This is a genomic window from Enterococcus sp. AZ196, from assembly GCF_050498845.1.
In the GTDB taxonomy this organism is placed as follows: Bacteria; Bacillota; Bacilli; order Lactobacillales; family Enterococcaceae; genus Enterococcus_A; species Enterococcus_A murrayae.
Map to the genome: position 1 here is coordinate 380083 of NZ_JBIPAM010000001.1, position 26557 is coordinate 406639.

The 26557-nt window shown below is 39.9% G+C and carries 25 protein-coding genes, 1 tRNA gene and 1 other RNA gene; 17 read left to right on the plus strand and 10 right to left on the minus strand.

Translation table 11 applies throughout. From position 1 onward, the window contains the following. Window positions 1-169 precede the first annotated feature (169 nt). Entirely contained in the window at window positions 170-1219 is a 1050-nt protein-coding gene (gene allD, locus IGI67_RS01845) for an ureidoglycolate dehydrogenase (RefSeq protein WP_429956573.1), read from the plus strand. Window positions 1220-1382: 163 nt separating this feature from the next. Further along, window positions 1383-1577, plus strand: coding sequence for a hypothetical protein (locus IGI67_RS01850; protein WP_207109194.1), 195 nt, complete (start codon window positions 1383-1385; stop codon window positions 1575-1577). A gap of 62 nt (window positions 1578-1639) precedes the next feature. Here IGI67_RS01850 and ssrA read toward each other — a convergent pair. Continuing rightward, window positions 1640-2006, minus strand: a transfer-messenger RNA (tmRNA) gene (ssrA, locus tag IGI67_RS01855). A gap of 209 nt (window positions 2007-2215) precedes the next feature. Here ssrA and IGI67_RS01860 point away from each other — a divergent pair. Together IGI67_RS01860 and IGI67_RS01865 are read left to right on the plus strand one after the other, a co-directional pair. Then, complete coding sequence (locus IGI67_RS01860) at window positions 2216-2938, plus strand: winged helix-turn-helix domain-containing protein (protein WP_429956574.1); 723 nt, start codon at window positions 2216-2218, stop codon at window positions 2936-2938. Beyond that, complete coding sequence (locus tag IGI67_RS01865; RefSeq protein WP_429956575.1) at window positions 2935-4416, plus strand: ATP-binding protein; 1482 nt, start codon at window positions 2935-2937, stop codon at window positions 4414-4416. The genes IGI67_RS01860 and IGI67_RS01865 overlap by 4 nt, the downstream gene beginning before the upstream one ends. A 63-nt stretch (window positions 4417-4479) precedes the next feature. On the opposite strand, the gene IGI67_RS01870 is transcribed toward IGI67_RS01865, so the two are convergent. From IGI67_RS01870 to IGI67_RS01880, 3 genes are all read right to left on the minus strand, one after another. Further along, complete coding sequence (locus IGI67_RS01870; RefSeq protein WP_429956576.1) at window positions 4480-5919, minus strand: NCS2 family permease; 1440 nt, start codon at window positions 5917-5919, stop codon at window positions 4480-4482. Between the two features lie 134 nt (window positions 5920-6053). Beyond that, the gene (locus IGI67_RS01875) at window positions 6054-6710 is read right to left on the minus strand and encodes a hypothetical protein (protein WP_207109198.1); all 657 of its coding nucleotides are present in this window, start codon (window positions 6708-6710) and stop codon (window positions 6054-6056) included. 124 nt (window positions 6711-6834) lie between these two features. Then, window positions 6835-8946, minus strand: coding sequence for an LTA synthase family protein (locus IGI67_RS01880; protein ID WP_429956577.1), 2112 nt, complete (start codon window positions 8944-8946; stop codon window positions 6835-6837). Window positions 8947-9123: 177 nt separating this feature from the next. On the opposite strand from IGI67_RS01880, the gene IGI67_RS01885 reads away from it, so the two are divergent. Both IGI67_RS01885 and aroD read left to right on the plus strand, forming a co-directional pair. Then, entirely contained in the window at window positions 9124-10293 is a 1170-nt protein-coding gene (locus IGI67_RS01885; RefSeq protein ID WP_429956578.1) for a class I SAM-dependent rRNA methyltransferase, read from the plus strand. Window positions 10294-10315: 22 nt separating this feature from the next. After that, on the plus strand, window positions 10316-11065 hold the full coding sequence (gene aroD / locus IGI67_RS01890; RefSeq protein ID WP_429956579.1) for a type I 3-dehydroquinate dehydratase: 750 nt from the start codon (window positions 10316-10318) through the stop codon (window positions 11063-11065). 108 nt (window positions 11066-11173) lie between these two features. On the opposite strand, the gene IGI67_RS01895 is transcribed toward aroD, so the two are convergent. Further along, window positions 11174-12211 carry a tagatose 1,6-diphosphate aldolase gene (locus IGI67_RS01895; protein ID WP_429956580.1) on the minus strand — a complete coding sequence of 346 codons (1038 nt, stop codon included), beginning with the start codon at window positions 12209-12211 and terminating at the stop codon, window positions 11174-11176. A 131-nt stretch (window positions 12212-12342) separates the two neighbouring features. Between IGI67_RS01895 and ybaK the strand changes: the two genes are divergently transcribed. Further along, the gene (ybaK, locus tag IGI67_RS01900; RefSeq protein ID WP_429956581.1) at window positions 12343-12828 is read left to right on the plus strand and encodes a Cys-tRNA(Pro) deacylase; all 486 of its coding nucleotides are present in this window, start codon (window positions 12343-12345) and stop codon (window positions 12826-12828) included. Here ybaK and IGI67_RS01905 read toward each other — a convergent pair. Next, a complete protein-coding gene (locus IGI67_RS01905) occupies window positions 12825-14081 on the minus strand; it encodes an NAD(P)/FAD-dependent oxidoreductase (protein WP_429956582.1) in 1257 nt (418 codons plus the stop codon). The genes ybaK and IGI67_RS01905 overlap by 4 nt on opposite strands. Before the next feature lie 153 nt (window positions 14082-14234). On the opposite strand from IGI67_RS01905, the gene gdhA reads away from it, so the two are divergent. The 5 genes from gdhA to IGI67_RS01930 all read left to right on the plus strand — a co-directional run bounded on the left by gdhA (window position 14235) and on the right by IGI67_RS01930 (window position 19633). Continuing rightward, window positions 14235-15578 (plus strand): NADP-specific glutamate dehydrogenase, encoded by a 1344-nt coding sequence (gene gdhA, locus IGI67_RS01910; protein ID WP_429956583.1) that lies wholly within the window; start codon window positions 14235-14237, stop codon window positions 15576-15578. Window positions 15579-15663: 85 nt separating this feature from the next. Continuing rightward, complete coding sequence (locus IGI67_RS01915) at window positions 15664-17010, plus strand: glucose-6-phosphate isomerase (protein ID WP_207109206.1); 1347 nt, start codon at window positions 15664-15666, stop codon at window positions 17008-17010. Window positions 17011-17321: 311 nt separating this feature from the next. Next, window positions 17322-17540, plus strand: a complete 219-nt coding sequence (locus IGI67_RS01920; RefSeq protein WP_207109207.1) for a hypothetical protein — start codon at window positions 17322-17324, stop codon at window positions 17538-17540. 388 nt (window positions 17541-17928) lie between these two features. After that, the gene (locus IGI67_RS01925) at window positions 17929-18840 is read left to right on the plus strand and encodes an ABC transporter ATP-binding protein (RefSeq protein WP_429956584.1); all 912 of its coding nucleotides are present in this window, start codon (window positions 17929-17931) and stop codon (window positions 18838-18840) included. Further along, a complete protein-coding gene (locus tag IGI67_RS01930; protein WP_207109209.1) occupies window positions 18833-19633 on the plus strand; it encodes an ABC transporter permease subunit in 801 nt (266 codons plus the stop codon). The genes IGI67_RS01925 and IGI67_RS01930 overlap by 8 nt, the downstream gene beginning before the upstream one ends. A gap of 60 nt (window positions 19634-19693) precedes the next feature. Here the strand turns inward: IGI67_RS01930 and IGI67_RS01935 are convergent, their stop codons facing one another. The 4 genes from IGI67_RS01935 to IGI67_RS01950 form a co-directional block, all read right to left on the minus strand. Further along, a complete protein-coding gene (locus tag IGI67_RS01935; RefSeq protein WP_429956585.1) occupies window positions 19694-20791 on the minus strand; it encodes a glycerophosphodiester phosphodiesterase family protein in 1098 nt (365 codons plus the stop codon). A gap of 757 nt (window positions 20792-21548) precedes the next feature. Beyond that, entirely contained in the window at window positions 21549-22148 is a 600-nt protein-coding gene (locus IGI67_RS01940) for a TVP38/TMEM64 family protein (protein WP_429956586.1), read from the minus strand. 290 nt (window positions 22149-22438) lie between these two features. Next, complete coding sequence (locus tag IGI67_RS01945; protein ID WP_429956587.1) at window positions 22439-22888, minus strand: threonine/serine exporter family protein; 450 nt, start codon at window positions 22886-22888, stop codon at window positions 22439-22441. Between the two features lie 29 nt (window positions 22889-22917). After that, entirely contained in the window at window positions 22918-23670 is a 753-nt protein-coding gene (locus tag IGI67_RS01950; RefSeq protein WP_207109457.1) for a threonine/serine exporter family protein, read from the minus strand. Between the two features lie 392 nt (window positions 23671-24062). Between IGI67_RS01950 and IGI67_RS01955 the strand changes: the two genes are divergently transcribed. From IGI67_RS01955 to IGI67_RS01975, 5 genes are all read left to right on the plus strand, one after another. Then, entirely contained in the window at window positions 24063-24635 is a 573-nt protein-coding gene (locus tag IGI67_RS01955) for a TetR/AcrR family transcriptional regulator (protein ID WP_207109458.1), read from the plus strand. 41 nt (window positions 24636-24676) lie between these two features. Next, window positions 24677-24764: transfer RNA gene (locus tag IGI67_RS01960), tRNA-Ser, on the plus strand. Window positions 24765-24940: 176 nt separating this feature from the next. Next, window positions 24941-25501 carry an STM3941 family protein gene (locus IGI67_RS01965; protein ID WP_429956588.1) on the plus strand — a complete coding sequence of 187 codons (561 nt, stop codon included), beginning with the start codon at window positions 24941-24943 and terminating at the stop codon, window positions 25499-25501. An 88-nt stretch (window positions 25502-25589) separates the two neighbouring features. Continuing rightward, window positions 25590-25817 (plus strand): hypothetical protein, encoded by a 228-nt coding sequence (locus IGI67_RS01970; protein ID WP_429956589.1) that lies wholly within the window; start codon window positions 25590-25592, stop codon window positions 25815-25817. 354 nt (window positions 25818-26171) lie between these two features. Then, window positions 26172-26555: a hypothetical protein gene (locus tag IGI67_RS01975; protein ID WP_207109461.1), complete on the plus strand. Its 384-nt coding sequence runs from the start codon at window positions 26172-26174 to the stop codon at window positions 26553-26555. The last annotated feature ends 2 nt before the right edge of the window (window positions 26556-26557 follow it).

Here is a 26557-nt window from a genome sequence, read left to right on the forward strand (position 1 = left end):
CTTTGAGATTATCGAGAATCGTGCAAGTTTTCGTTAGTGGTGAATGAAACTGACAAATCATAATTGATTTTTGTGCATTTTAACTAGTGTAGAGCCGCAAAAAAAATCTTACTCTATAGATGTAAAAGTTTGTTCGAAAACTAAAAATAAGAAGGAAAAGGTGAATAAAATGAGAGTAACAAAAGCAGAGCTGCATCAATTGATCCAAGACAAAATCCATAAGGCTGGATTATCAAAGGAACATGCTGGAATCGTAAGTGATGTCTTGACCTTTGCCGATGCCAGAGGAATTCATTCTCATGGAGCAATGCGTGTCGAATATTACTCAGAGCGAATCGCAAAAGGCGGGATCACGCAGGAACCAAAGTTTAATTTTGAAAAGACTGGTCCAAGCTGCGGCGTCTTTGAAGGAGACAATGGCTCAGGGTTTGTAGCGGCTGAGAAGGCGATGGATCATGCAATCGAGATTGCTAAGGAAACTGGTGTAGCGGTGATTGGTGTTAGAAATATTTCTCACAGCGGAGCCTTGGCTTATTATGTTGAAAGAGCTGCAGAAAAGGATATGGTTGCAGTATCTGTCTGTCAGTCTGATCCAATGGTCGTGCCATTTGGGGGGAGGGAACCGTTTTTCGGAACGAATCCAATCGCGTTTGCAGCGCCGAGTAATGATGAGCGAATCATTACATTTGATATGGCAACGACGGTTCAGGCTTGGGGGAAAATTTTGCACGCTCGTTCGCGTAAAGAATCTATTCCTGATACTTGGGCGGTGGACGAACAGGGAAACCCTACAACAGACTCAACAAAGGTAAATGCCTTAGTTCCAATCTCAGGTGCGAAGGGCTACGGACTGATGATGATGGTCGACGTTTTATCCGGTGTGTTGCTGGGAGTACCATTTGGTAAGCACGTTTCTTCAATGTATCATGATCTTTCTAAAGGAAGAGAATTAGGGCAGCTGCACATTGTTATTAATCCAGAATTTTTTGTCGGCTTAGATACTTTTAAGCAAACAATTTCAACAATGCTAGACGAACTTAAGACTGTTGCTCCGAGTGCAGGTTTCAAGGAAGTGAATTATCCTGGTGAGCGAGGAAGAATGCGTGAGAAGAATTATGAAGAAAACGGGATTGAGATTGTCGACGACATTTATCAATACTTGATCAGCGATGATATCCATTACGATCGTTATGATCATAAGAATAAATTTGCTGAGTAAAATGGTGAATTATTCAGGTTAGTAATTTCTGACACTCAAAGGAAACGCGACAGAATAAGAAGAATTCATTTTCTTAACAAGACAGAATTTTTTTAAGAAAAGGCACTATTTGAGATGACAGCGCGTATAATAGAGGAAAGGCTAGTGAAAGGGAGCGAGTAGAATGTCGAACCCATTTATCAATTCAGGCTTGGAATTTGCCCTAAAAGATTTTTTTCGGGCTAATGTTACGACAGAGCAGGTCTATCCAACCGTTGCAACCGACATCCGAAAAGAACGATTGATTCTCTATGTGTATCCTGATAGCTTAAAATTTGTCTTTGTTGATCAAGAGAAAGAAGTGCAGGAGCAGCAATAGTCCTTTATGCACCCGCAATAGAAAAAGCCAAAACGCTAGTATTCAGCGTTTTGGCTTTTTTATAATGGAGCTGGCGGGAGTCGAACCCGCGTCCAAACACATCGACACCTAAAAATCTACGCTCATAGTCATACTATTTAAATTTCGCTTTGTTCTCTGCCGCATGACAGGCCGCGAACATTGCTAGTCTGATGAGCTCTTTTTCAACTTGCAGACGGAAAGTTGAAACGTATCCCACTTAGAATAGGACCCTTACTCGAGCACATGGGCGATACCGAGAGGATCTACGCTAACTGTTTTTAGGCAGCTAAAGCGTAAGAGTTATTGTTGTTTTTAGCAGTTATATTTAACTGTAACGTTTTAACGTAGACGTAACCTACGAAGCGCAATTCAGGCTCAAACTATGCCTGTCGAATCCGTAACAGCCCCTTGATAATTATTTTTGTTGCAGTAGAAAGTATAACATTCCGTTATAAAAAATGCAAAGATGTAAATGAATATTGAAGATTTAGTCTTCCAAACTCGAAAAATTGAAGAAAAAACAAATTGTTAGTGAAGATACGGGTAAGGTAATGGTTCAAAAAAATGAAATAGAGTATACTTAGAATGAGAATCAGATGATATCAGGGGGTTAAGGTATGAATATTTTAATGATCGAGGACAATGAGTCCGTTTCTGAAATGATGCAAATGTTTTTTCTGAATGAAGGCTGGGAAGCGGAATTTAAATACGATGGGAAGGAAGGGTTGAGTGCGTTTAAGGCTGATCCTGAAAAATGGGACATGATCACGCTTGATTTGAACCTGCCAAGTATGGATGGGATGGAAGTGGGGCGTGAGATTCGCAAGATTTCTAAAACAGTTCCTATTATCATGTTGACGGCTAGAGATTCTGAAAGTGACCAGGTGATCGGTCTAGAGATGGGAGCGGATGATTATGTAACGAAGCCTTTTTCGCCATTAACATTAATCGCACGAATTAAAGCGTTGCATCGCCGCAGCGAGTTGACGTATGAACCACAAAAAGAGACAACTGCCAGCAATGAAAGTTTTGACATTCAAACAGATCATTTCAAGATGAATTTGAAAACACGTGAAGCCTATTTGGATGGAAAAACAATCGAAGGTTTGACACCGAAAGAATTTGATTTATTGTATACGATGGCAAAGAAACCGCGTCAAGTCTTTACTCGCGAACAGTTGCTAGAACTAGTATGGGATTATCAATACTTTGGTGACGAACGTACAGTTGATGCTCATATTAAAAAATTGCGTCAAAAAATTGAAAAGGTTGGCTCACAGGTCATCCAAACCGTTTGGGGTGTCGGGTATAAATTCGACGATACCGAGGTTGGTCGATGAAATACCTTTATCAACAGCTGCTGGCTTTTGGCGGTTTGATTTTATTAATCCTGTTGACATTAGGACTGTCTTTCACTCAATTTACTCGTAAAACGTTAGAGGATAATAACTACAAAGAATTATTCGGCTATGCAGAGTCTATGGAGAAAAATAATATTTCTTTAAGCAGAGATATTCGCTTCGAAGGAATGTCGAGTAATGAGATTTTTCAATTTGCGATTCGTGTAACTGAATCCAGTTTAAATCAGCAGGATGTTTCATTTGTTTTTATTGATAAGGACAGGAATGTCCAATATCCAGAAGAAACAGGAGAGGTAAATCCGCATTTAGTCAGCGATGCCCAATGGCAGTCGTTGAAAGCTGGACAGCAGCAAAAGGAAACCAGCTCAAAAAATGTGATGGGACAAAATCAAACTACCTCGTATGCGATGGTTCCCTTTTTTACTGATGAAGTTTTCTTTGGTGTTTTACTCGTTAGTCAGCCTGCTATGAATGTTGAGACTAGTGTGAATTCGATCGTAACTGACTTGTTTAAAGCGTTCATCATTGCGTCAATTATCGCAATCATAGTCAGCTACTTCTTCGCAACACAGCAGGTAAAGCGAATTAACCGGATGCGCTCTGCGACGAAAGAGGTAGCGATGGGAAATTTTGATGTTGTTGTTCCTAACCGCAATCGTGATGAATTTGACGACTTGGCTGAGGACTTCAATAAGATGACCATTTCCTTGAAGGAATCACAGGATGAGATTGAGCGGCAGGAAGAACGCAGAAAGCAATTTATGGCGGATGCCTCTCACGAGATGCGTACCCCATTAACAACTATTAATGGATTGCTGGAAGGGATGCAGTATAACGCAATTCCAGAAAATCAAAAAGAAAAAGCGATCAAGCTGATGCAAAATGAAACGTCACGACTGATTCGATTAGTGAATGAGAATTTGGATTATGAGAAGATCCGAACCAATCAGATCAGTATTCTTTTACAGAAATTCAACGCGACTGAAGCTGTCGCTACTTTAGTTGCCCAATTGCAGGTCAAAGCAGAAGCGTCAAACGATCAGCTGATACTGCAAACGAAAGAGCCGATCGAAGTTTATGCTGATTATGACCGTTTTGTGCAAGTCATGGTGAATTTGATTCAAAATGCGATTCAGTTTACTACTGATGGAACAGTGAATGTAGTGATTACTAAGCTGGAGCATGCCGTAGAAATCAGGATATCGGATACAGGTATCGGTATGACAGAGGCTCAAGTGAAAAATATTTGGGACCGTTACTACAAAGCAGACCCGTCCAGAAAAAATACAAAATATGGCGAATCAGGGTTAGGTTTATCGATCGTACAAGAATTAGTGCGACTGCATAATGGGACTATCAAAGTTGAGAGTGAATTAAATGAGGGAACGACCTTCACTGTCGTTTTCCCGGATAAGCCTGAGGAAATAGAAAGTACAGAAGAACAAAAAGAAGCGTAAAACCATTTTGGTTCTACGCTTCTTTTTACATGTATTCATATCTGAATTGAGCTAGTCAGCAGATTATAGAATTGCTAAGATAATAAAGTTTAGGATGAACAAAAGATCCACGATCCAAAGAACTGGTGAGATTTCTTTTGTTTTACCTTTGATTACTTTAACGATTGTGTAGAAAATAAATCCGGCAGCGATCCCGTAAGAGATACTGTAGCAAAGTCCCATGAAGATGCTAGCGAAGAATGCTGGAACAGCTTCTTCTAAATCTAACCAGTTAATATCTGCAAAAGAAGCTAACATCATTACACCAACTAAGATCAAAGCAGGTGCCGTTGCTTGTGCAGGTACGATCGCAATCAATGGAGAGAATAAACTGCTTAAAGCAAAGAGAATGGCAACAACAACAGAAGTTAAACCTGTCCGTCCTCCTGCACCGATTCCAGCAGCAGATTCAACGTAAGTAGTTGTATTTGATGTACCAAAGATAGCGCCGATTGAAGTAGCAACCGCATCTGCGAATAAGGCTTTATCCATTTTTGTTTTGAAACCGCGCGAACCATCATCTAATGCTTTTTCATCTTCTTTAGAGAAGATACCGGTTCTGCGCCCAGTACCGATAAAGGTTCCGATGGTATCAAATGTATCAGATAAGCTGAATGCTAAAATCGTCATTAAAACTTGCGGTAATTTAGAAGAATCAGAAAATAGCGAACCCATGCCAGCAGAGCCGAAAGCTGCACCAAATGTTGTACCAAGTTCTTGAATCGAGCTGCCTAGTGAATTTGCTTGCCAATCGATTGAGCCTAATTGAACAACGCCCATAGGAATACCTAATAATGTAGTGATTACGATACCGATTAAAATAGCACCGCGAACATTTTTGACCACTAAGATCGTAGTAACGATTAAACCGATCACAGCAAGCAAAATTGGTGCGTTGTTGAAGTTTGCTAAAGCTGGAACGATTCCGCTGTTGATTGAAACATTTGTTGCTTTGCCGCCTTCAACTACACTGCTAGTAATTGCTGAAGAGTCAGCGCTGAAAGAAAGCAGGCCAGCGTTTTTAATCCCGACATAAGCTACGAAGATCCCAATCCCGCCGCCGATTGCATGCTGCATACTTTCTGGAATTGCATGAATGATTAATTTACGAATTTTTGTGACAGTAATTAAAATATTGATGATTCCGCAAATGAACACCATCGCTAATGCTTGCTGCCAAGAGTAGCCTAGTCCGAATACGACTGTGTAAGTGAAAAATGCGTTCAGTCCCATCCCTGGTGCTTGTGCATAAGGAACGTTTGCAAACAATCCCATCACTAGAGTCCCAATAACAGATGCGATGATGGTTGCTAAGAAAACTGCTTGAAACGGCATCCCTGAAGCTGATAAAATACTTGGATTAACGAATAAAATATAGCTCATGGCGAAGAATGTCGTGACCCCTGCCATTACCTCCGTAGAAATAGTGGTGCCTTGTTCCTTTAATTTAAAGAATTTCTCCATTATGATTAAACGCTCCTTAAGAATAAGTTCATTATATCGGTAAAAACCGAATACTTTCTAAGTATAATGAAGAAACAATCGACTTTCAAGCAATAGTTTAACAAAAGAGCAAACAAAAAGAAGAATGTTCGTGTTTAACGGACATTCTTCTTTTCAGAAGTAAAGCATATTAGGCGGGAGCCGCCAATTAACAGACATAAGCATAAAAAGATATAAGCAACAGCTTTAAATAATGAATTGAAAAACAAGTCTAGTAAGGTCGTTGAAGATAACTCAAAAGAGAGAGAGGAACGAATTGAATAGGCGATTCCACTTGATCCATTACTCAATACAAAGTTTGGCAATTCCTTAAATTGATTCAGACCCTGATGATAGAACGACTGTAGGATCGACTCATAAAGCGGCTCGAAAAGAGTATACAGCAGAATTAAACAAATCGAAGCGATCATCAAGCCTAAGAAAAATTCTAATCCGATGGAGTAGATCAGTTCATGCATTGAAGCGGCCGATTTTTTCTGTATTTTTATTTTGATGCCGAAATATATCAGAAGTAAGATAAATAGACCAATTGCGCAGGCGTTCAGGCGTTCAGAAAAATATTGCTGCAATTGTCGCACTTCTTTTGCAGTAAATAGCTGGATCTGGTTAGAGGAATCCAGATGGTTCAATACGAGCTTTAACGTACCCAAACTAGTCAAGATAAACAGAGCGATCAGACTGATCACCCAAGAAATCGAGAATTGTATGCGATGTCGTTTGATTGTCGAAAGCGTTGTTGTAATAATATCCATGGATTCCACCTCTTACTAATAAGTATAAAATCCTAATTTGAAAGAAATATGAATTCTATCGGAAGAAATAAGCGTGGACAAAAAAACACTCTTCACATTCTCGTGAAGAGTGTTAGTTGTATATTTATTGTGGGCTTTGCTCTTGATATTGCTTATAAGTTTCAGTCTTGTATAATTCTTGAGTGGATTTCTTTCCATTTTGATCAAATAGGCTGGTTGACTTGTCGCCCAATTTGTTCTCGATTTTCTCCATCTTATTCAGACCGTCTTTATAATCATATTGAGAAGCGTCAACAGGTTTCAAGCCGCTTGCTGAGTAGAAGCGCAACAGGTCTCCGTTGTTAATATTATCTGAGGTGCTTAGCTGAGTAGAAACGGCTTCTTTCCACTTCTCTGTTTGCTGTTGCAGACTTTCGCTAGGCTCAGTAATTGCCATGCCGTTACTGTTGCTGTACAAGCTTCCGCTGTAATACGTATATTCAGGAGTTACATAATCCCCATCGCGGAAAGCAACGATTTGGTCATGATCTTGCGACAACAAATCTTGTCCTAATTGGATATACTTGCTTGTATCTACACCTAGAAGGTGCAGCAGAGTTGGTAATGCGTCAACTTCACCGCCATAAGTGTGGTTGATTCCGCCTTTTTCTTGTCCTGGTACGTGAACCATGTATGGTACACGCTGCATTTGTGCGTTGTCAAAGTTTGACCATGTTTCTTTTGACTTACCAAGCAATGGAGCTAAGTCAGAGTTTCTTGAATTCGAGATTCCATAGTGATCGCCGTACATAACGATAATCGAATTATCATATAGGCCGGAAGCTTTCAAGTAATTAAAGAATTCTTCCACTGCTTTATCCAAATAATTTGCTGTAGCGAAGTATCCGTTGATGGTTTCATCACCAGTATCTGCCATTGGGAATCCAGCTTCGTCATTTTTGAACTCGCTGTATGGATAGTGGTTAGATACTGCAATAAATTTCGTGTAGAAAGGCTGTTGCAGACGTTCCAAATACTTCACAGATTGCTGGAAGAACGGTTTGTCATGCAGCCCATACTGGAATGAGTTCTCATCGTTTACATCGTAGTAAGATGAATCGAAGAAATAATCATAACCAAGATTTTTATACGTTTCGGAACGGTTCCAGAAGCTTCCTGAGTTCCCATGGAAAGAAGCGCTAGTGTAGCCTTCTGTCTGTTTTAAGATATCTGGAGCTGCTTGGAACGTATTCTTCCCGCCTAATTGCGAGAATAATGAGCCTTGATTTAAACCGAACAATGAGTTTTCCATCAAGGTTTCAGCATCTGACGTTTTTCCAGCTTTTACCTGATGGAAGAAATTATCAAAACTGAATGTACTGTTGCTATGGAAAATACTATTTAAGAATGGTGTAACTTCGTGTTCTTGACCATTTTCATCTTTCAACTTGTAGTCGATCACAAATTGTTGGAGACTCTCTAAATGGATCGTGATAACATTACGTCCCTTGGCAATCCCATAATAGTCGCTGTTTGGTGCAGCGTAATGATCTTTCACATAGGATTCGACTTCTTTTAAATCATTTGGGCTTGCTTCTGCACGGACTTGGTTGGTTTTATACGTTTGAATGCCGTCATAAACAGTGAAGGCATTGACACCAAGATATTTGATCAAATAATCGCGAGAAAAAGTACGAGTCAATAACTCTGGGCGATCTGCTTCAGCCAAGAAAAGATTTCCTGAGAAAATCATGATTGAAAGAGCAGTCATCGCAAAGGCCATGCGCGCTCGAACAGGATGTTCTTCGCGTTTGATCCCTTTTCTCCATAGTAGAATCGGCAGGATCACGATATCAATTAAGTATAAAACATCGTATGGACGGAAAAGCCGAACAGCACTCTCACCTAAACCGCTAGCAACCTTGCCGGCACCTAAGAAGGTGTTGACTGTAATGAAGTCAGTGAATTCACGATAATAAACAATATTGGCAAAGAGCAAGAAGCTTGCCAGTGCATAGATGACCATCATCGTGATGTAAGAGGCTCTTGACCGCCGCACATATAAAGCGATCGACAATAGAAACATCGTCGACGCGATTGGGTTGATAAACAGGATGAAGTACTGAGTCAGACTTTCGATCCCTAAATTAAATTCAAATAGGTATGCAAAAACACTTTTCGCCCATAATAAGAATGTCAGTAACGCATAAAAGCCGAGACGTTTATTCAAAAATGCAGGAGCTTTTAGTTTTTTCAATAGTAACTTCCTTTCTGCCGCAAAAAAAATGCGAGATGTTCACTTGTTAACAGTTTACTCGCTTACGTCAACTCAGTCAATTCTTATTGAAATCAGAGCAATCATGCTTAAAGAAAACTTTATAAGCGAAAAATACTTATTTTTTTTGCTATACTATAGTAGAAAGCAGGGATGAGAGTGAAAATAGAATTAAATAATTATGGAATTAAACGAATCCGTCAAGGAAATCCATTAATTCAAGCAGAGGATTTAAAACAAAATATAAAAAAAATTCCCTTTGAATGGGTGGAATTCGTTGATAATAAGAATAAATATGTCGCAACTGGTTATTTAGGGAAGCAAAACAAAGGCTTTGGCTGGGTGATTGACCAAACACAACGTCCGATTGACCAAGCCTTTTTTATGGAAAAACTTCAATATGCGTTTGATCAACGGCAAGCTTTTTTCGCAGATGAAATGACGACTGCCTTTCGCATATTCAATGGTGAAGGCGATGGTTTTGGTGGCGTAACTGTTGATTATTATGCAGACTATCTAGTGATTTCTTGGTACAACGAAACGATCTATCACTTTAAAAATATGATCGTAGACAGCTTGCTGAAGGTTTTTCCCAATGCCAAAGGATTGGTTGAAAAGATCCGGTTCAAAAGCGACTTAACAGAAAGCCGCTGGTTAGCAGGCGAAAAACCGCAGGAACCGTTAATAGTACTGGAAAATGGTGTTTCATATGCCGTATACTTAGATGAAGGGTATATGACTGGCATTTTCTTAGATCAAAAAGAAGTTCGAGGACGTTTAACAGAGGGGCTTGCAGCAGGACAAAAAGTGTTAAATATGTTCAGCTATACGGGAGCTTTTTCTGTAGCAGCGGCCTATGGCGGGGCTTTAGAGACGACTAGTGTTGATCTGGCTCAACGTAGTTTGCCCAAAACGCAGGAACAGTTTGAAGTAAACGGCTTGTCCTTGGAGCAGCAAAAAATTATTGTAATGGATACATTTGACTATTTCCGCTATGCAGCAAGGAAGAATTTACGTTATAATTTGATTATCTTGGATCCGCCAAGTTTTGCCCGAAATAAGAAGAAAACTTTTTCGGTAGCAAAGGATTATGGGCGATTGATCGAAGACAGCGTAGATATTCTTTCTGATGAAGGAATGATCATTGCTTCCACGAATGCGGCAAATTTATCAATTAAGAAATTCAAGCAAGCGATCGAAACGGCCTTAAGGAATAAAAATGTTAATTATCAATTAACTGAAAGCTATCGCTTGCCAGCAGATTTTCCAGCCAGCAATTTTGAAGAAAGCAATTATTTGAAGGTATTATTTTATACGATAAAAAAATAGTAGAAAATGGGATGGGATACGTATGATGGATGTTCAAGTAAGAGAGGTGCGATTTGATGCAGGAAAACCCAAAATCTGCGTGCCGATTGTTGGAAAGACTTTCGATGAAATCATTGAACAAGCGAACAAAGCCAAGAAAGTTGCTGAAGTGATTGAATGGCGTGCGGATTATTATGAAGATGTCTTGGATGACGATCAGTTAAATTCAACGTTGTTGGCGTTGCGGGATGAAATTCGAAATATCCCATTGATTTTCAACCTGCGGACGGCTGAAGCTGGGGGCCAGCTCGAGATTTCTCTTAGCCAGTACCGACACATCTATGAATTTGCAGTCTCTTCTCGTGCAATCGACTTAGCGGATGTGGAAGTGACGATCATTGATCAATTATCAACAACATTCATCAAATGGATGCAGGCACTAGATGTACGTGTGATGCTGAGCTACTATAATTTTAAGGAGACACCAGAGGACGCGGTGGTTCTTTTCCGATTGAACCTGATGGAACATTGGGGTGCGGATATCGCGAAGATCGTTGTGTATCCGGAAAACGAGGCGGACGTATTACGCCAAATGGAGATTGTAATGAAGGCACAGACCTTTGTTACGTTACCTGTTGTTTCAGTATCCTTAGGACGCCTTGGGAAATTCTCACAAATCAGCGGATCATTAGATGGATCCTGTATGACTTATGGTTGTTTGGAAGGACAGTCTTATGACGATGCCCAAATTGAGGCAGAAAAATTAGTTATGATGATTAATGAATTGAAATAAAACAAAGCCGAACGAGCATAAACTATCGAAAGTGATAGTAATATGGTCCTTCGGCTTTTCTTTTTTAAAGTTTTTTTCAAAAACACTTTAAAAAAGTATGTTATGAGGTCAATCCATCACATCGACATCAAATATTTCTAGATTGTCCAAACCGCCGTAAATTTCATACCATGGTTTGGCATACTTTGCCAAAATATCGTTCAACTCCTCGACATTTTCGCGGCCTTGCGATTCTAACCACTTGATCAGCCCATCTTTGCCTTGATCGGCGTAAACTTGAACGCCATCACGCCATGTAGCACGACCACCAAGAATTCCGCAGTAATTTGCGCCATGCTCACCGGCAAATTTTAATTCATTACGGAAGATATCGGCGGGCACACCAGCACTCAGGTAAATGAATGGGCGTGTAGCCGCTTCGCCAGCTTCTTTGAAGTATGCAGCCGCTTCTTCTTGTGTGTAGACAATCGGATCCTCCTCTTTATTAAATCCCTCAACGTATTTAAATAAAACAGGCACCTCTACTTTTAAAACATCAATATGGTATTTATCCTTTGTAAATTCTTTGATAGTATCAATTACTTTTTGCGGTTTGATTTTCGCAAACTCTGGTGAGTGATCGTCCGTGATTTTTCCGTCATATACAATTGGTTCAACAAATACAGGAATATCGGCCGCAAGTGCTTCTGTTCCCAAGCGCTCCAGAAATGCGTGCTTCACAGCTAAAATTTCCTTTGGTTCATCTGGATCATAATAGACCAAGACTTTTGCTGCGTCTGCTCCTTTGGCTAATAAGCGATCTAACGATTCATCTGGTAACAACTCAGGCAAGCGACCTGGCGTGTTGGCATCGTAGCCAGTTTTTTCATACGACATGATCAAACCGCAGTTTGGATCTTTGGCTTGGATTCCCTTGAAGCCGTACTGCTCATCAAGCAGAATCGCGCTGACATGTTTCGTTAATTCCTGTGAGACTATTTCTTTAAATTCATAGACTTGATCCATAGAAAACGTTTCTTCTCCAACAGCAGCTTGCATCATCTTTTTCATAGAGCCTCTTTGATCGATTGCTAAGGCCGCAATGACACCTTGATCGTTTGACAGTTGCTGCATCTTTTCGAACTTACCTCTTGAAATTCGTTTCATGATGACTACACCCTTTCTGATTACAAATCCAGTGTAGAACTTTTAAGAAAAAAGACCAAATAAAACGACCAGTTTGTTTCATTTTCATTTTTTTGCTAGACTTTAGAAAATAAATGAAGCGAGGGATAGATTTGGCTAAGAAGAAAATTCAAAAGACCAATGCGATTCGTTTAGTCGAACAAAAGAAAATCGCCTATAAAGAGCATGAATATTCCTGGGGCGAAGATGATTTAGGTGCTGGGCATGTGTCTGAACAAGTCGGGATCGAGCCGGCACGGATATTCAAAACATTGGTGGCAGTAGGGAACAAGACCGGTCCTGTCGTTGCGGTAATTCCTAGCGATCACGAATTGGATCTGAAAAAAATTGCGAAAGCTAGCGGCAATAAAAAAGTTGAGATGCTGCATTTAAGAGATTTAGAAGCAACAACTGGGTATATTCGCGGCGGCTGTTCACCGATTGGTATGAAGAAATTGTTTCCTACATTTGTGGATGCCTCTGCACTGAACTTTGAGCAGATCGCGATTTCAGCAGGTAAAAGAGGGCTGCAAATGGAAATTGCCCCTAACGCCATAGTAGAGCTGACGCAAGGGCAATTCGTTGAGCTGATTCACTAGCTAAAAGCATGATAGGCAGCATGAGTTCCTGCTACATAGCCTGTACAAAATGCGGTGGTGATATTATATCCGCCAGTATAACCATTAATATCGAGCACTTCTCCGGCAAAATACAGGCCGGGGATTTTTTTGCTGGCTAATTCTTTAGGGCTGACTCCCTTTAGCTCAACACCGCCGCCGATAACAAAGGATTTTTCCAACCCGAAGGTCTTGTTTGCATTCAAGGACCAGTCTTTACAATAGGAAACAAATTTTTCCAATTGCTCTTTTGATGCCTGTGAGTAGGCAAGTTCGCCGATACCGCCTTTTTCTAAAAGGAACAGCAGCAGACGCTCTGGTAAAAAGCCGGCCAAAGCATTTTTCAATTGTTTTGTGGAAGCCGCTGAACGTTTGCTGATTTCTTCCATTAAATATGCCGCTGTTTTTTCTGGGAAGCAATCGAGTTTTAGTGTGACAGATTCTTGAGTACGCAATAATTGATTAACAAAGCTGGAGCAGCGTAAGGCAGCTGGACCAGAAACTCCGAAGTGAGTAAAAAGCAGATCCATCTCATGACTAGTGATAGTCTTGCCTCTTTCGTTAATGACAGACAGCTTCACGTCTTGCAAGGCCAGACCCTGCAACGTTCTCTCAGCGACAAAAGCATTCGTCAGAAAAATCGGTGATTCTGTTGGATACAAAGGAGTCACATGATGGCCAAGGCTTTTTGCAAAGCGATAGCCGTCACCTTGCGAACCAGTCGATGGATAGGTGATGCCGCCAGTTGTCACTATGACGCTTTTGGCCGAATAATCGCCTTCAGAAGTTCGAACACCTTGAACAGTCGTCCCGTCAGTAATGATTTTTTCGATCGGTTCTTTAAAATGAAGTGCGACCTGTAGATTCTCCAGTTCGTCCTTCAGAGTATTCACGATCGTGGCAGATTTATCTGAAACAGGGAAGATGCGTCCGTGATCCTCTTCTTTTAAAGCAACGCCGCGTTCGCTGAAGAAGGTCATCACATCTTGGTTGTCAAATTGTGAAAACGTACTATATAGGAAGCGGCCATTGCCGGGAATATGGGTGATTAAGTCATCGACCGGTCGATTGTTTGTCACGTTGCAGCGACCGCCGCCCGTCATTAGCAATTTCTTTCCAAGGCGTTTGTTTTTTTCAAATAGTGCGACCTGCGCACCGTTCATCGCCGCGGTAATGGCGGCCATCATACCAGCAGGGCCACCACCGATCACGATTACATCAAATTTTTTCTTCATTTTATTAAACCCTCATTTACCAATCAATTTGTTTGGATAATCATACCTTAAATACGAACATTTTTCCTTCAAATTGCGATGTAGAATGAATTTTTTTTCACTTCCATTAGAAAATGATGTAAACTATGAGTATTAACTGTGAGGAGGAATTTGATGGAAGTACGAGAGTATGTTGAACAGATTCAAAAGAACTTAGAGGCAAAAGATCCGAATCAAGCAGAATTTTTACAAGCGGTGGATGAATTTTTACCAACAGTGATTCCTTTTCTAGAAGAACATCCGGAATACGTTGAAAAAAATATTTTAGGTATGATTCTTGAACCTGAACGGTTGATTCAGTTTCGTGTACCTTGGCAAGATGATAAAGGCAATTGGCAGGTTAATCGCGGCTACCGTGTGCAATTTAATTCAGCGATTGGCCCGTATAAAGGTGGCTTACGTTTCCACCCAAGTGTGAATTTAAGTATCTTGAAATTTTTAGGTTTTGAACAAATCTTTAAAAATAGTTTGACAGGTCTTCCAATCGGCGGCGGTAAAGGCGGATCAGATTTTGATCCAAAAGGGAAAACGGACTCTGAAGTAATGCGCTATTGCCAAAGCTTCATGACGGAACTATCAAAGCATATTGGTCCGAACCTAGATGTACCAGCTGGAGATATCGGTGTTGGCGGACGTGAGATTGGGTATCTTTTCGGTCAATACAAACGCCTGCGTGAATACGATATGGGTGTGTTGACAGGCAAACCGCTAGGCTTTAATGGTAGTCTTGGCCGAACAGAAGCGACAGGGTATGGAGCAGTCTACTTCGTGAAACATTTATTAGAAGATCGCAACGATTCTTTTAATGGTAAGAAAGTTCTTGTTTCAGGAAGCGGAAATGTAGCAATCTATGCCATTGAAAAAGCGCAAGACCTAGGTGCAACAGCCATTACTTGTTCAGATTCGAATGGTTATATTTACGATAAAGACGGCATCGACGTTAAACTATTGAAGGAAATCAAGGAAGTTCGTCGTGCACGTTTAACAGAATACGTAAAAGAACGTCCGACAGCGGAGTATCATGAAGGTTCTGTATGGGAGCTTGAACAAGCTGCGGATATCGCCTTGCCATGCGCGACACAAAATGAGATCGATGATAAAAAAGCAGCGATTTTAGTGAAAAACGGTGTTAAGGTTGTCGCTGAAGGAGCAAATATGCCAAGCACGATGGCAGCAATCAAGCTATATCATGAAAACGACGTTCTTTACGGACCAGGAAAAGCGGCAAATGCTGGCGGCGTGGCTGTATCAGCATTAGAGATGAGCCAAAACTCTCAACGCTTAGCGTGGACGAAGGAAGAAGTTGACGGCAAATTAGATGCTATCATGAAAAATATCTACGAAACGTGTCGTGATACGGCTGAAAAGTATGCTGAGAAAGACAATTTCGCTGCTGGTGCAAACATTGCCGGTTTTGCGAAAGTGGCTGCCGCAATGCTGGCTCAAGGGACAGTTTAATTTTCAAAAGGTTTTAGCTTGAAAAATGATTAAAAGAAACGTAAAGTATAGATTGTTATGAAGTGACTTTCAAGGAGGAAAAACAATGGCACACATTCAATTCGATTATTCGAAAGTAGCACCATTTGTGAGCGAACATGAAATGGACTACATCAAATCTGAAGTAGCTCTTGCTCACAAAGAATTACGGGAAGGTACTGGCGCAGGAAATGATTACCTAGGCTGGATCGATCTTCCGGTAAACTATGATAAAGATGAATTTGCTCGCATCAAAAAGGCAGCTGAAAAAATCCAATCAGATTCCGAAGTATTAGTAGTTATCGGTATCGGTGGTTCTTATCTTGGTGCTCGCGCGGCAATCGAATTCTTACACCAAAGTTTCTTCAATGTGTTGGATAAAGAAGATCGCAAAGCACCACAAGTATTCTTTGCTGGAAACTCAATCAGCTCAACGTACATCGCTGACTTGATCGAAGTTATTGGCGACCGTGATTTCTCAGTTAATGTGATTTCTAAATCAGGAACAACGACTGAACCAGCAATCGCATTCCGTGTCTTCAAAGAATTATTGATCAAAAAATACGGTGAAGAAGAAGCCAACAAACGTATCTATGCAACAACAGATAAAGCACGCGGAGCAGTTAAGGTTGAGGCAGATGCAGCAGGTTGGGAAACTTTTGTTATTCCTGATGATGTTGGCGGACGTTTCTCTGTTCTTACAGCAGTTGGTTTATTGCCAATCGCAGCAAGTGGTGCGGATATCGATGCCTTGATGCAAGGTGCGGCAGACGCTCGCGAAGCATACTCAAGTGAAAACTTAGAAGAGAACGAAGCATATCAATATGCAGCTCTTCGTAATATTTTATACCGTAAAGGCAAAGTGACTGAAATCTTAGTCAATTATGAACCAGGTATGCAATATTTCAACGAATGGTGGAAACAATTATACGGCGAATCAGAAGGAAAAGACTTGAAGGGCATTTACCCATCAAGTGCCAACTTCTCAACTGACTTGCATTCATTTGGACAATACATCCAAGAAGGTCGCCGCAACATCTTTGAAACAATCGTGAAAGTGGAAAAACCGCGTAAATCTGTGTCAATCCCTTCACAAGAATCCGATTTAGATGGTTTAGGCTACTTAGAAGGTAAAGACGTAGACTTTGTTAACTCTAAAGCTTACCAAGGAACATTATTAGCCCATACAGATGGCGGTGTACCTAACTTTGTATTGAACATTCCTACAATGGATGCTTATACTTTAGGTTATGCAATGTACTTCTTTGAAATCGCTGTGGGTATTTCCGGCTACCTGTTAGGGGTTAATCCGTTTGACCAACCAGGTGTAGAAGCTTACAAGAAAAACATGTTCGCTTTGCTTGGAAAACCAGGATTTGAAGATTTAGCAAAAGATTTGAATAATCGGCTGTAAAAGCTAGTCAAAGAGCTCTCGCGTCGCGAGGGCTCTTTTTAATTGGTATAGTAAAATTAATTTACAGCTAATCAAAATTAATGATAAAAAACATAATGGTGAATAAATGAAATCGGTTTAAAACAAATAAAGATAAATAAAAAATGAACGTCGGATTAAAAATAACCTAAGTTGTTTATGTTCGTGTTTTCCGAATTTTCTAACAATTCCGATATATACCTTGGTATAAAAGCAAAAAAACTAATAAAAAACGTTTTCAATTTATTGTATTTATGTTATTATAAAAACGTAGAATTAAAGGGGGATTTATTATGGAAACTATTGAAATTGGTCTTGCTTATGAATGCCAAGCAATTGGTATAGAAAATGAGGTTGTAGGAGTCGTAGAGCAGCTTTACAATAATACGGTGCTGATTAATGTTGTATCTTGTGCACCGGCAGATCGTGCGGCTGTGATTGAACTGCAAAATCGTTTATTAGTGAAGTACGAGAATATTCACGCTTGCGTGGAAGTCGAATGTACTGCTTAAAGCTTTACTTAAGCATGTGAAATATTTATCTTGATAAGAGAGAGATTCGGATCTTGAGAAGAGATCCGTTTTTTTGTTAGAAAGTATCAATTTTCTCAGTTAAACACACTGAATGATGCCTGAACCCGGCTTAATGAACGAGCTTTCTATTCTTATAGCTGAGACACACAGCGGTATTTTTGAACAGCTGAGGTGGAATAGTCCCTACACGGTGTTCACAAGCCATACGAGTTTGTGAAGGCCTTTTTATTATCGAGTATCGTGTAAGGTGATTTATAGCGTCAAAAGTTAACAACAATTCCATTGAAGCTTTAGATTATAAGAAATACAATAAGAGTATAAGAAGCTGAGGGATTTTTAGCTGCTGGGTGGAAACGAGGGGATATAGATGAATGCAATCGAGATCAAGCAATTAGAGAAAATATATACCGAAGGAAAGAAAGCTTTAGACGATATTAGTTTAGTGGTTCCTGAAGGGACAATTTTTGGTTTTTTAGGACCGAATGGTGCAGGGAAGACGACGACAGTCAAGCTATTGAACGGTATTTTGAATCCGACAGGAGGAGAGATTCGGGTTTTGGGACTTGATCCGGTCAATCAGGCAGAGAAGCTCCATCAATCAACAGGGGTCTTAACAGAACATGCCGGAATGTATGATCAGTTGACCGGGATTGGGAATCTTCGTTTTTTTGGTCAGCTTTTTGGGATGACAAAGGCAGAAAGCGAAACAAGAGGAATGGAGCTGCTGGAAAAGCTAGGTTTGTCAGAGGCAGCTGAAGTGAAGCTGAAAAGTTACTCGACTGGGATGCGGCAGCGTCTGTCTCTTGCAAGAACCCTGATCCATCGTCCGAGGGTCCTATTTTTGGACGAGCCTACCAGTGGGCTTGATCCAGAAAGCACGAAAAGTGTGAATGAACTTCTATTGGAACTTTCCAAAAAAGAAGGGACTACGGTGTTTCTTTGCACACATCAATTAAGGTACGCACAAGAAATCTGTGATGAGTATGGGTTGATGGACAATGGTCAATTATTGGCATTAGGCAGCTTAGAATACTTACGCCAACAAACCTTTAGTCACTATAAGCTATTGGTTGAAACGGATGTTATGCCGCAAATGCTCAACAGTAAAAAAATCGGAGAGAATACTTATGAATTAGCCTTTCAAGAAAAGGCGGAGGTTCCTCAGATAGTAAAAGCAATCGTCCAACAGGGAGGAAATATCTCGCAGGTTACACCGCTGGATTATTCATTAGAAGATATTTATTTTGCTTTGTTAGAAGGAGGGAAAACGCATGTTTAATAGTCGACAAAAAGCCATTATGATCAAGGATATTAAGGGAATCACTGATAATAAGCGCTATTTTTCAGTGTTAACGATTCTTCCGTTACTATTTTCAGTCGTTTTCCCCACGATTATGCTGCTGTCTATTTTGTTAAGCCCAACGGATTCCTCTTCATTTACCGATATGGCTCGGATCGTACCAGACTTTCAAAAGCTGGATCAAGAGCAGCTAGTATATGAACTGCTGATGCTGATGGTTAACAATGTCATTCCGATCTTCTTTTTAATTATACCTATCATGACGGCTAGTGTTATGGCGGCCAGTTCGTTCGTCGGAGAGAAAGAAAAACGCACGCTGGAAACCTTATTTTATTCTCCGTTGTCGATTCGTGAAATCTTTCAGGCAAAAGTCTATGCTTCATTTTTTATCGGTATTTTAATCACCTATGTCTCATTTGTTTTGACAGTGATTGTGGTCGAAGTAGAGATGTACATTCTTAAAGGGATTTTACTTCCTTTGAGTATCAATTGGCTCTGGGTGATGCTGCTGATTGTTCCAGCGATCACGATCATTTCTATCGTATTGATCGTTAAAGGATCGGCGAAATCGATGACAATCGAAGAATCGCAGCAAAAAGCAGCCTTTTTGATTATACCGGTGGCTTTCCTGCTGGTCGGTCAATTTACTGGTATTTTGGTTTTTGGTGGTTGGATCGTCGTTTCAATCGGGATACTCCTGCTGCTGATTGCTCTTCTTTTGCTGAGATACGCTATGACAGGCTTTACCTATGAACGTCTCTTAGAACAATAATAATGAATAAAAGCCCGTAAACAGACTTCCTTGAGGGAGAATGTTTGCGGGCTTTTGACGTTAATCAAATTGCAGAATGCTGGCAGTTTTGGCTTTTATGTCTTCAGACTTGGTAGAAAAGACACTCATGTCATCAGACAGAATACCATCGAGCTGCTGGAAACGCAGGGCAGCGGCTTGACGTTCAGAGTTAACAGGCCAAGCATAGACAGCTTGATTGCGATGATGCAGAGCCTGAATTAAGTCGCCGTTTGCGGTCCGAGATTCGATATTGACGAAGTCTAATGAGTTTTTTGGACTGCCTAAGAGATCGTGGGGCAAAATATATCCAACCTTTAGTTTCGGAAAATCTTTTTTCATTTGATTAGCCGTATCAAGATCCATACTTTGCAGTTCATGATTAGCCAGTTCGGATTCTAGCGGCAGCAGTTTATGGGTGATCGAATTTTTTGTTTTCGCAGTGATTTTCAGTTCAATCAGCAGCTTTTGATTCAAATGATTTGCTGCAGCCAAGTAATCCTTGAACAAGGGGATCTGACTAGTATAGCCATTTTCCCTTAAGGTGACTTTTTTTAACTCTTTCCAAGTCGTTTCATCAACACGTAGATTTTTATCAGCTAATTTTTTTAAATCTTCGTCATGTATCACGACTAGTTGATGATCTGCGGTTTCTTGAACATCCATCTCAATGAAGTCCGGATGTAGCTGTTGACTGGTTCTTTTCAGTGCATCGATCGAATTTTGTATACCGTTATGATCAGAGACCCCTCGATGCGAGATTGTTACTGGATTCGTCGCGCGTTGTATTTGGAAAGCATGGGTGTAATGCAGAGAATAAAGACCAAGGCAAGCGATGACCGATAGGCTTAGCCAAATGATCGACCCTTTGGTCTTAGGCTCGACGCTCGTCGGTTCTTTGTCAGGCGCAGCCAAATAAAGAAAAAAGAGCGCCCATAAAACATTTTGGATTATCCGATACACCAATAATAGAAGCATTGCCGTACTCTGTTTAGTCAACAGCTGTGTGGCCCAAATGAAGCCGATTTTGATTAATAGGCTGGTGGTTAAAAAGATCACAGGGATCAGGAAAAAAAGCGTTAATTGTTTTGGGATGCTCTTTTTCGTTTTTTGCCAGCTGAGTACAATACTTTTTTTCATGGAACTATTTTGCTTCAGATACTTCGGTACTAAAATTGCGCGGTAAAGAAAATAAAGGACAATTAAGTAAAGCAGGAGTATGACAGGCAGTATTTTCCAGCGATGAAGAAACAGAAGCGAGAGCATCTTCGTCGGAAGCGGCTGCCAAACCAGCAACATCTGATAAAATCGAAAGAAAAAAAGCGGCGATAAAAGCAGCCAGAAAGCGAAGCTGACAAATGAAGCCTTCAAAGAGAAGTTTTGAAAGGCTCTTTCGTTTGACTGAACCTGGCTAAAGAGGTTTCCGAAAAGAAAAATCAAGGCAAAAAATAAAAGCAGATAAAAAGGAGAGTAAAGATTATTTAGAAAGCTTTGACGGAAAAATAAAAAAAGTCCTTCGGTTAAGAAAGGCAGACCAAAGCTAAGAATTAGAAAGTTATAGAGAGAAAAAGTGCCAAAAAAATAAGTAAAACGCTGACGTATGGGATTCATAGTTCCTCCTGTGATTCGATAAAAAATCAGTCTTCTTGAAGAAAACGATCGATTAATTAAATGGAATTTTGCAAATAGAAGTTCATCAACCATTATCTGGTTAGGTTGTAAAAAATATATGAACTTTTTACGTGAAAATATTGAAGATTTTGGTTAGGAGGCAGCTTTGATTGTATCCACTAATATCTAATGAAACAGATCTCCAGTCCCATGATTTCGCCAGACCTTTTGAATGGTGCAGATCAGCTGAAAAGTAAATTTTGCAAAAAGAAAAGTCCACTAAAAATTAGTGGACGAGTAAACTGGATAATATGCTGCCACCTTGTAGTAAAGCCAAGCTGTATAAGAAGATCGAAGCTGGTTTAGCTAAGAAGATGATCGCGCTGTATTTTTTAAAGGACATGTTCGTAAGACTAGCCATCAAACACAAGGCGTCATCAGGTGCGACAGGTAAGAAAATCGCTAAAGCGAACAGTTTTTCAAAGCGAGGCTGATCATCTAGCCAATGACTGTACTTTTGGTATACCTTATCACTAACAAGATGCATAATCAAGGGCTTGCCGTAATGTCTGCCCATCATGAATAAAATCAAGGAACCAATTACGATTCCGATATAGTTATAAACAAAGCCCCAGTATGGACCGAAAATCAAGACGCCAGCTGCAAGACTGATACCGCCTGGTATAATTGGTATTACGACCTGAACGATTTGAATCAAAACAAAAATGAGCGGTCCAGCGATTGGCGAGTGTCCGACGAGTTCTCTCAGGGAATTCATATCATTAAAGACTCCCAAACGATAGAAGTAGATAGTTAAACTAACGGTTATGGCGATACCCATCAATGAAATTATATTTAATAGCCTTCTGGATTGAACAACACTCATTTGATTCAGCTCCTTTTATCCTAAAGAATTTCTTTTCTAAAAGAAAATTAGTTTTATTTATAGAGATCATTCCACGCCGTTACATGATCTTAACGGAAACAGCAGAATGAACATTTCTTGTCTCTCTAAAATGAAGTATATAGGATAATTTCATAAAATGCATAGGTCTGAGGTTGTAATTTAGAAATTTCGAATGAAACTTAAAATATTTTTAGATATTTATTGATCGCGCTTACAACGTTGGGCTGTAAACAAAGAGGAACAGGAGAGACTTTCCTGTTCCTCTTTGTTTACCTCATTCGAAAATTTGAACGGGTTCTTTTAAGCGCACGTTCAATCAAGTTTGTAAACATAAAGCCGATCGCGATTGCACCAGAAGTGACTAGGACGGTGACGACTTTTTCCATTGATTCAGTAAACTCCTGGTTCATCATATGACGCACCGCCATGTAGGCAGGACCACCAGGAACCAACGGAATCAAGCTTGGTACATTAAAAACGATCACCGGCATGTGCATGGTCCGTGAGAAAAGAATACTAATCAGTCCAATGATTAGTGCACCTAAAAAATTAGCGATTCCGATGTTTTGATGAAAATATGTTTGTAAGATCCAAAAGGTCATCCAGCCCGCAGCGCCAGTAAAACCGCAGGCTAAAAACGCACGGCGGGGAATATTTGTGATGACACTGAAGGCGATCGTACTAAACATACTGAATAAAAAATTAACGATAAAATTCATGAGCGACCTCCAAGTATGATTGTTTTATTTTAAAAGAAATTAAAAGCGACGATGATTCCTCCGCCGATCGCTCCAGCAATAAATAAAGCCTCAGTAGCGCGAGCAACACCGCTAATCAAATGTCCCGCCATAATGTCGCGAAAGGCGTTGGTAATAGCCAGTCCGGGCACTAGCGGCATAATCGAGCCAATGATCAAGCTGTTTACATCACGAGCAACCGACCAGGAAACAACTAATAAGGACAAGCTTCCAATGACCAGTGCTGCTACAAAATCATTTAAAAACTTCATGCGCAAGTTGTTCCCAAAAAAGGTATGCACAGCAAAACCAATCATCCCGATGACAAATGTCGGGATAAAATCAAACCAGGTTCCATTTAAAATGATCATTAAAGTACTGCTGACGATTCCAGCGGAAATGATTTTCCATAAATAAGGAAAGTCCGGGGTCGCATGATCGACATCCTCCAAATAGAGGTAAAAATCTGGCAAAGAAAGCTCACCATCGGCAAATTGGCGAGACCCTTGATTGACTGCGGTCACTTTTTCCAGATTGATCGCCTGAGGGGTGATTTGAATCACCTGGCTGCTTTGCTCTGAGGGAAAGCCAACGATCAGGCCAGTAGCCGTCACGTAGGTTTGAATATCATCCAGTCCCGCGTTGATCGCGATCCGTTTCATCGTATCTTCCACACGATAGACTTCAGAACCGGACTCCATCATAATCTTTCCGGCTTTTAAGCATGTATTTAAGACAAGCTGTGCATAATTTTGCTGTTCCATAGTTAACCACCTTTTTCTATTCCTATACTATAGTAGAGAAAATAAATAAATTAAACAAGAAAAAGAATAAGGATTGTCACTGGCGCTTAGAGAAAGTATAATAAAGTAACAGCGACTTTTTTTTAAGGTGAGACTGTTTTTACTTTAAAGAAACAAAACTACCCTCAAATGTATAACGGCTCTTTTGATTTTTAATGAAATGAGTTAAAAATTACAAAAATAATAAAACGGTTCCACCCCCTATGTGAGGAAAAAGTTGCAGGTTTAGCATACATTTTTCAAAAAAAGTTACGTAAATTTAGATAACATCTTACATAAGGGTTGCAAAACTAATCAGTTTTTGATTAAAATAAAATGACAAGAAAAATAATAACATTCTGGGAGGAATTACAATGAGAAGAAAAGTTTATACCAAAGACCAGATTCTAAAGGCTGCCTATGAAGTTGTCGAGAATGAAGGATTTTCTGGATTTACAGCACGGAACATTGCCAAAAAAATGGGAATCAGTACGCAACCGATCTATTTAGAGTTCAAAAACATGAGTGATCTTAAAAACACCTTGCTAGATGAGATCTGCAATCACCTGTACTACGATATTTTCCCAGAAGTTCGCACGGGTGACACGATTATTGATTTGGGCTTGAGCTATGTTTACTTTGCAAAAGAGCAAAGCAATCTTTATAACGCGTTATACGTTCAAGAGTATGGCGGCGGCAAGAAGATGCATGACTTTTCTTACAATTACTTCCATCAATTGATCGTAGAGCACCCTAAGTACAAAAACTTGTCTGAAAAACGTATCAATGCGCTACACGTTGGAACATGGATCTGTGTGACTGGGATTGCGACACTAATGTCTTCAGGTATTATTGCGCCGACTCAAGACGAAATTGTTCATTTAATGAACCGTACGATCAAGAATATTTTAGAAGAAGAAGATACTTCTGTGTTAGACACATTATAAAATCTTGACATTTAAACGAAAAAAGGTAAGATAAATGGTGCGGAAGGTTGGCAGAGTGGTAATGCACCGGACTCGAAATCCGGCGAGCCGCAGTAATGTGGTGCACGGGTTCAAGTCCCGTACCTTCCTTATTTATTTTACTAATAGGGCTAGAAGCATTGATACAGAGCGGTTCTGTCAATACTTCTAGCTTCTTTTTTGTGATCGACTAACTTTTGACAACCTGTTGGTAAGTTTGAAGAGCCTTTAAAATTTCTGATTGATTTGATACTCAAAATGGTGAAGGCTGAACGTGGAGGTGAAAAATGGAAAAGGAGTTTGTTGTGTATCAAAGTAAAAGAAAACAAATTGGCTTATCTTTATTGGGACTGTTTATGTTTTTGATGAGTCTGTTCATATTTTTAGCCGGTGCAGCGGACAAGCAGTACTTAGTAATGATAGTCGGGGTGATCGGCTGTGTATTTTTTGGAGCGTGTGAGGTTTTCATTATTAAACAAGTATTTAAGGGGAAAGAGCTTGTCGTATTAACCGTTGAGGGCTTTTATGATTACTCTAGTGCGCTAGCTACAAAAAAATCGCTTATTCATTGGTCTGATGTTCGTGCAATTGAGAGTACAAGTATGGTAAACCAAGACTTTGTATCAGTATATTTGAAAAATCCGGATGCATTTCTTGCAAAAGTATCCTCTTTTCAACGAAAAGCCATTAAGGCCAATAGTAAGATGGGGTATGGAGAAATAAATATAACGCTGCAAAGTGCAAATAAGTGTTCAAATGACCAATTAATCGCCAAAATGCACCTTTTTTTGGATCAGGCAGAAAAAATTGGCGTATTCCAGTCCTCATCTTTTGAAGGTTCAGAGTAAGTTGGGTACCTGGATAGTTGCAAATCTGGAAGCATTTGCTGGATTTCTGGTATACTAAAGTACAAAGATTCTTGAGGAGCGGATAAATATGGAAGAGACAGTATTCTTTAATTTAGGCAATGCGATCGCCGCAAAACGTGATCCTAAGGAATTAATCAAAGAAGCACAAATCGTCAAGGATAATCGAGAGCCATTAGGGAAATTAGTGATTGTAGAAGGTGAAGGGCAAGATTCACTTATCTTGTTTGATCTAGCGGATCAGGAAGAACCCTCAGAAAAGACTGAGGCCTTTAAAGTAAAAAAGATCATTGAATAGTTGCAGTGTCCTTCGTTCATTGAACGGAGGATTTTTTTTGGCATTGGCAGAATAATCGTCAATTAAATGAAAAAATAGATAAGTATTTTTTTCTTTTTGACGATTTTTTAGAAGGGTTAAAAAATTATTTTATAGGTCTTCTGCTCTTATCAATAAAGAACAACTCCTATTTTTAAATTATTTTAAAAAAGCTGAAGTAGAATTTTTGGGGAAAATAGTTTATGTTTGGCTTGCGAAGATGGAGACGGGTACTCGTTTTGAAAAAAAGTAATAAGAATGCTGTGTTGTGTTTTGCATGATCGGTGAGACACACTTTCAAATAAATAGAATCAAACTGAAGAAGGAGGAACGCTTATGAAAGATTACGGATTAAGCTGTCGCAAGCTTTTTGATTTAAAACGTAAGACATTGGAAACTAGAATTAAACATTTCTATAAAGATACTCATGACGGAAATAGCACAATCGAAATGTTGATAGCGCTTCAAACGAGAAATGAACTATGCGAGGGAGATTTTTCATTGATGCTGGCCGATTTAGTTCAACATATTTTTCTAAGAACGAGGTCTAACGCAACTTTGCGCCGGTACTATACTTTTTTTTCGGAGTATTTTGAAAAGAAAGAGTGGCGTCTGCTGCTAATTAAGTTATTTCCGGCTAAAAGCTATATCGCAGAAAAGCTGAAAACCTTATATACACAATTTATTAAAGCTCCATTCGCAAGACTAGTTGGTTCATGATG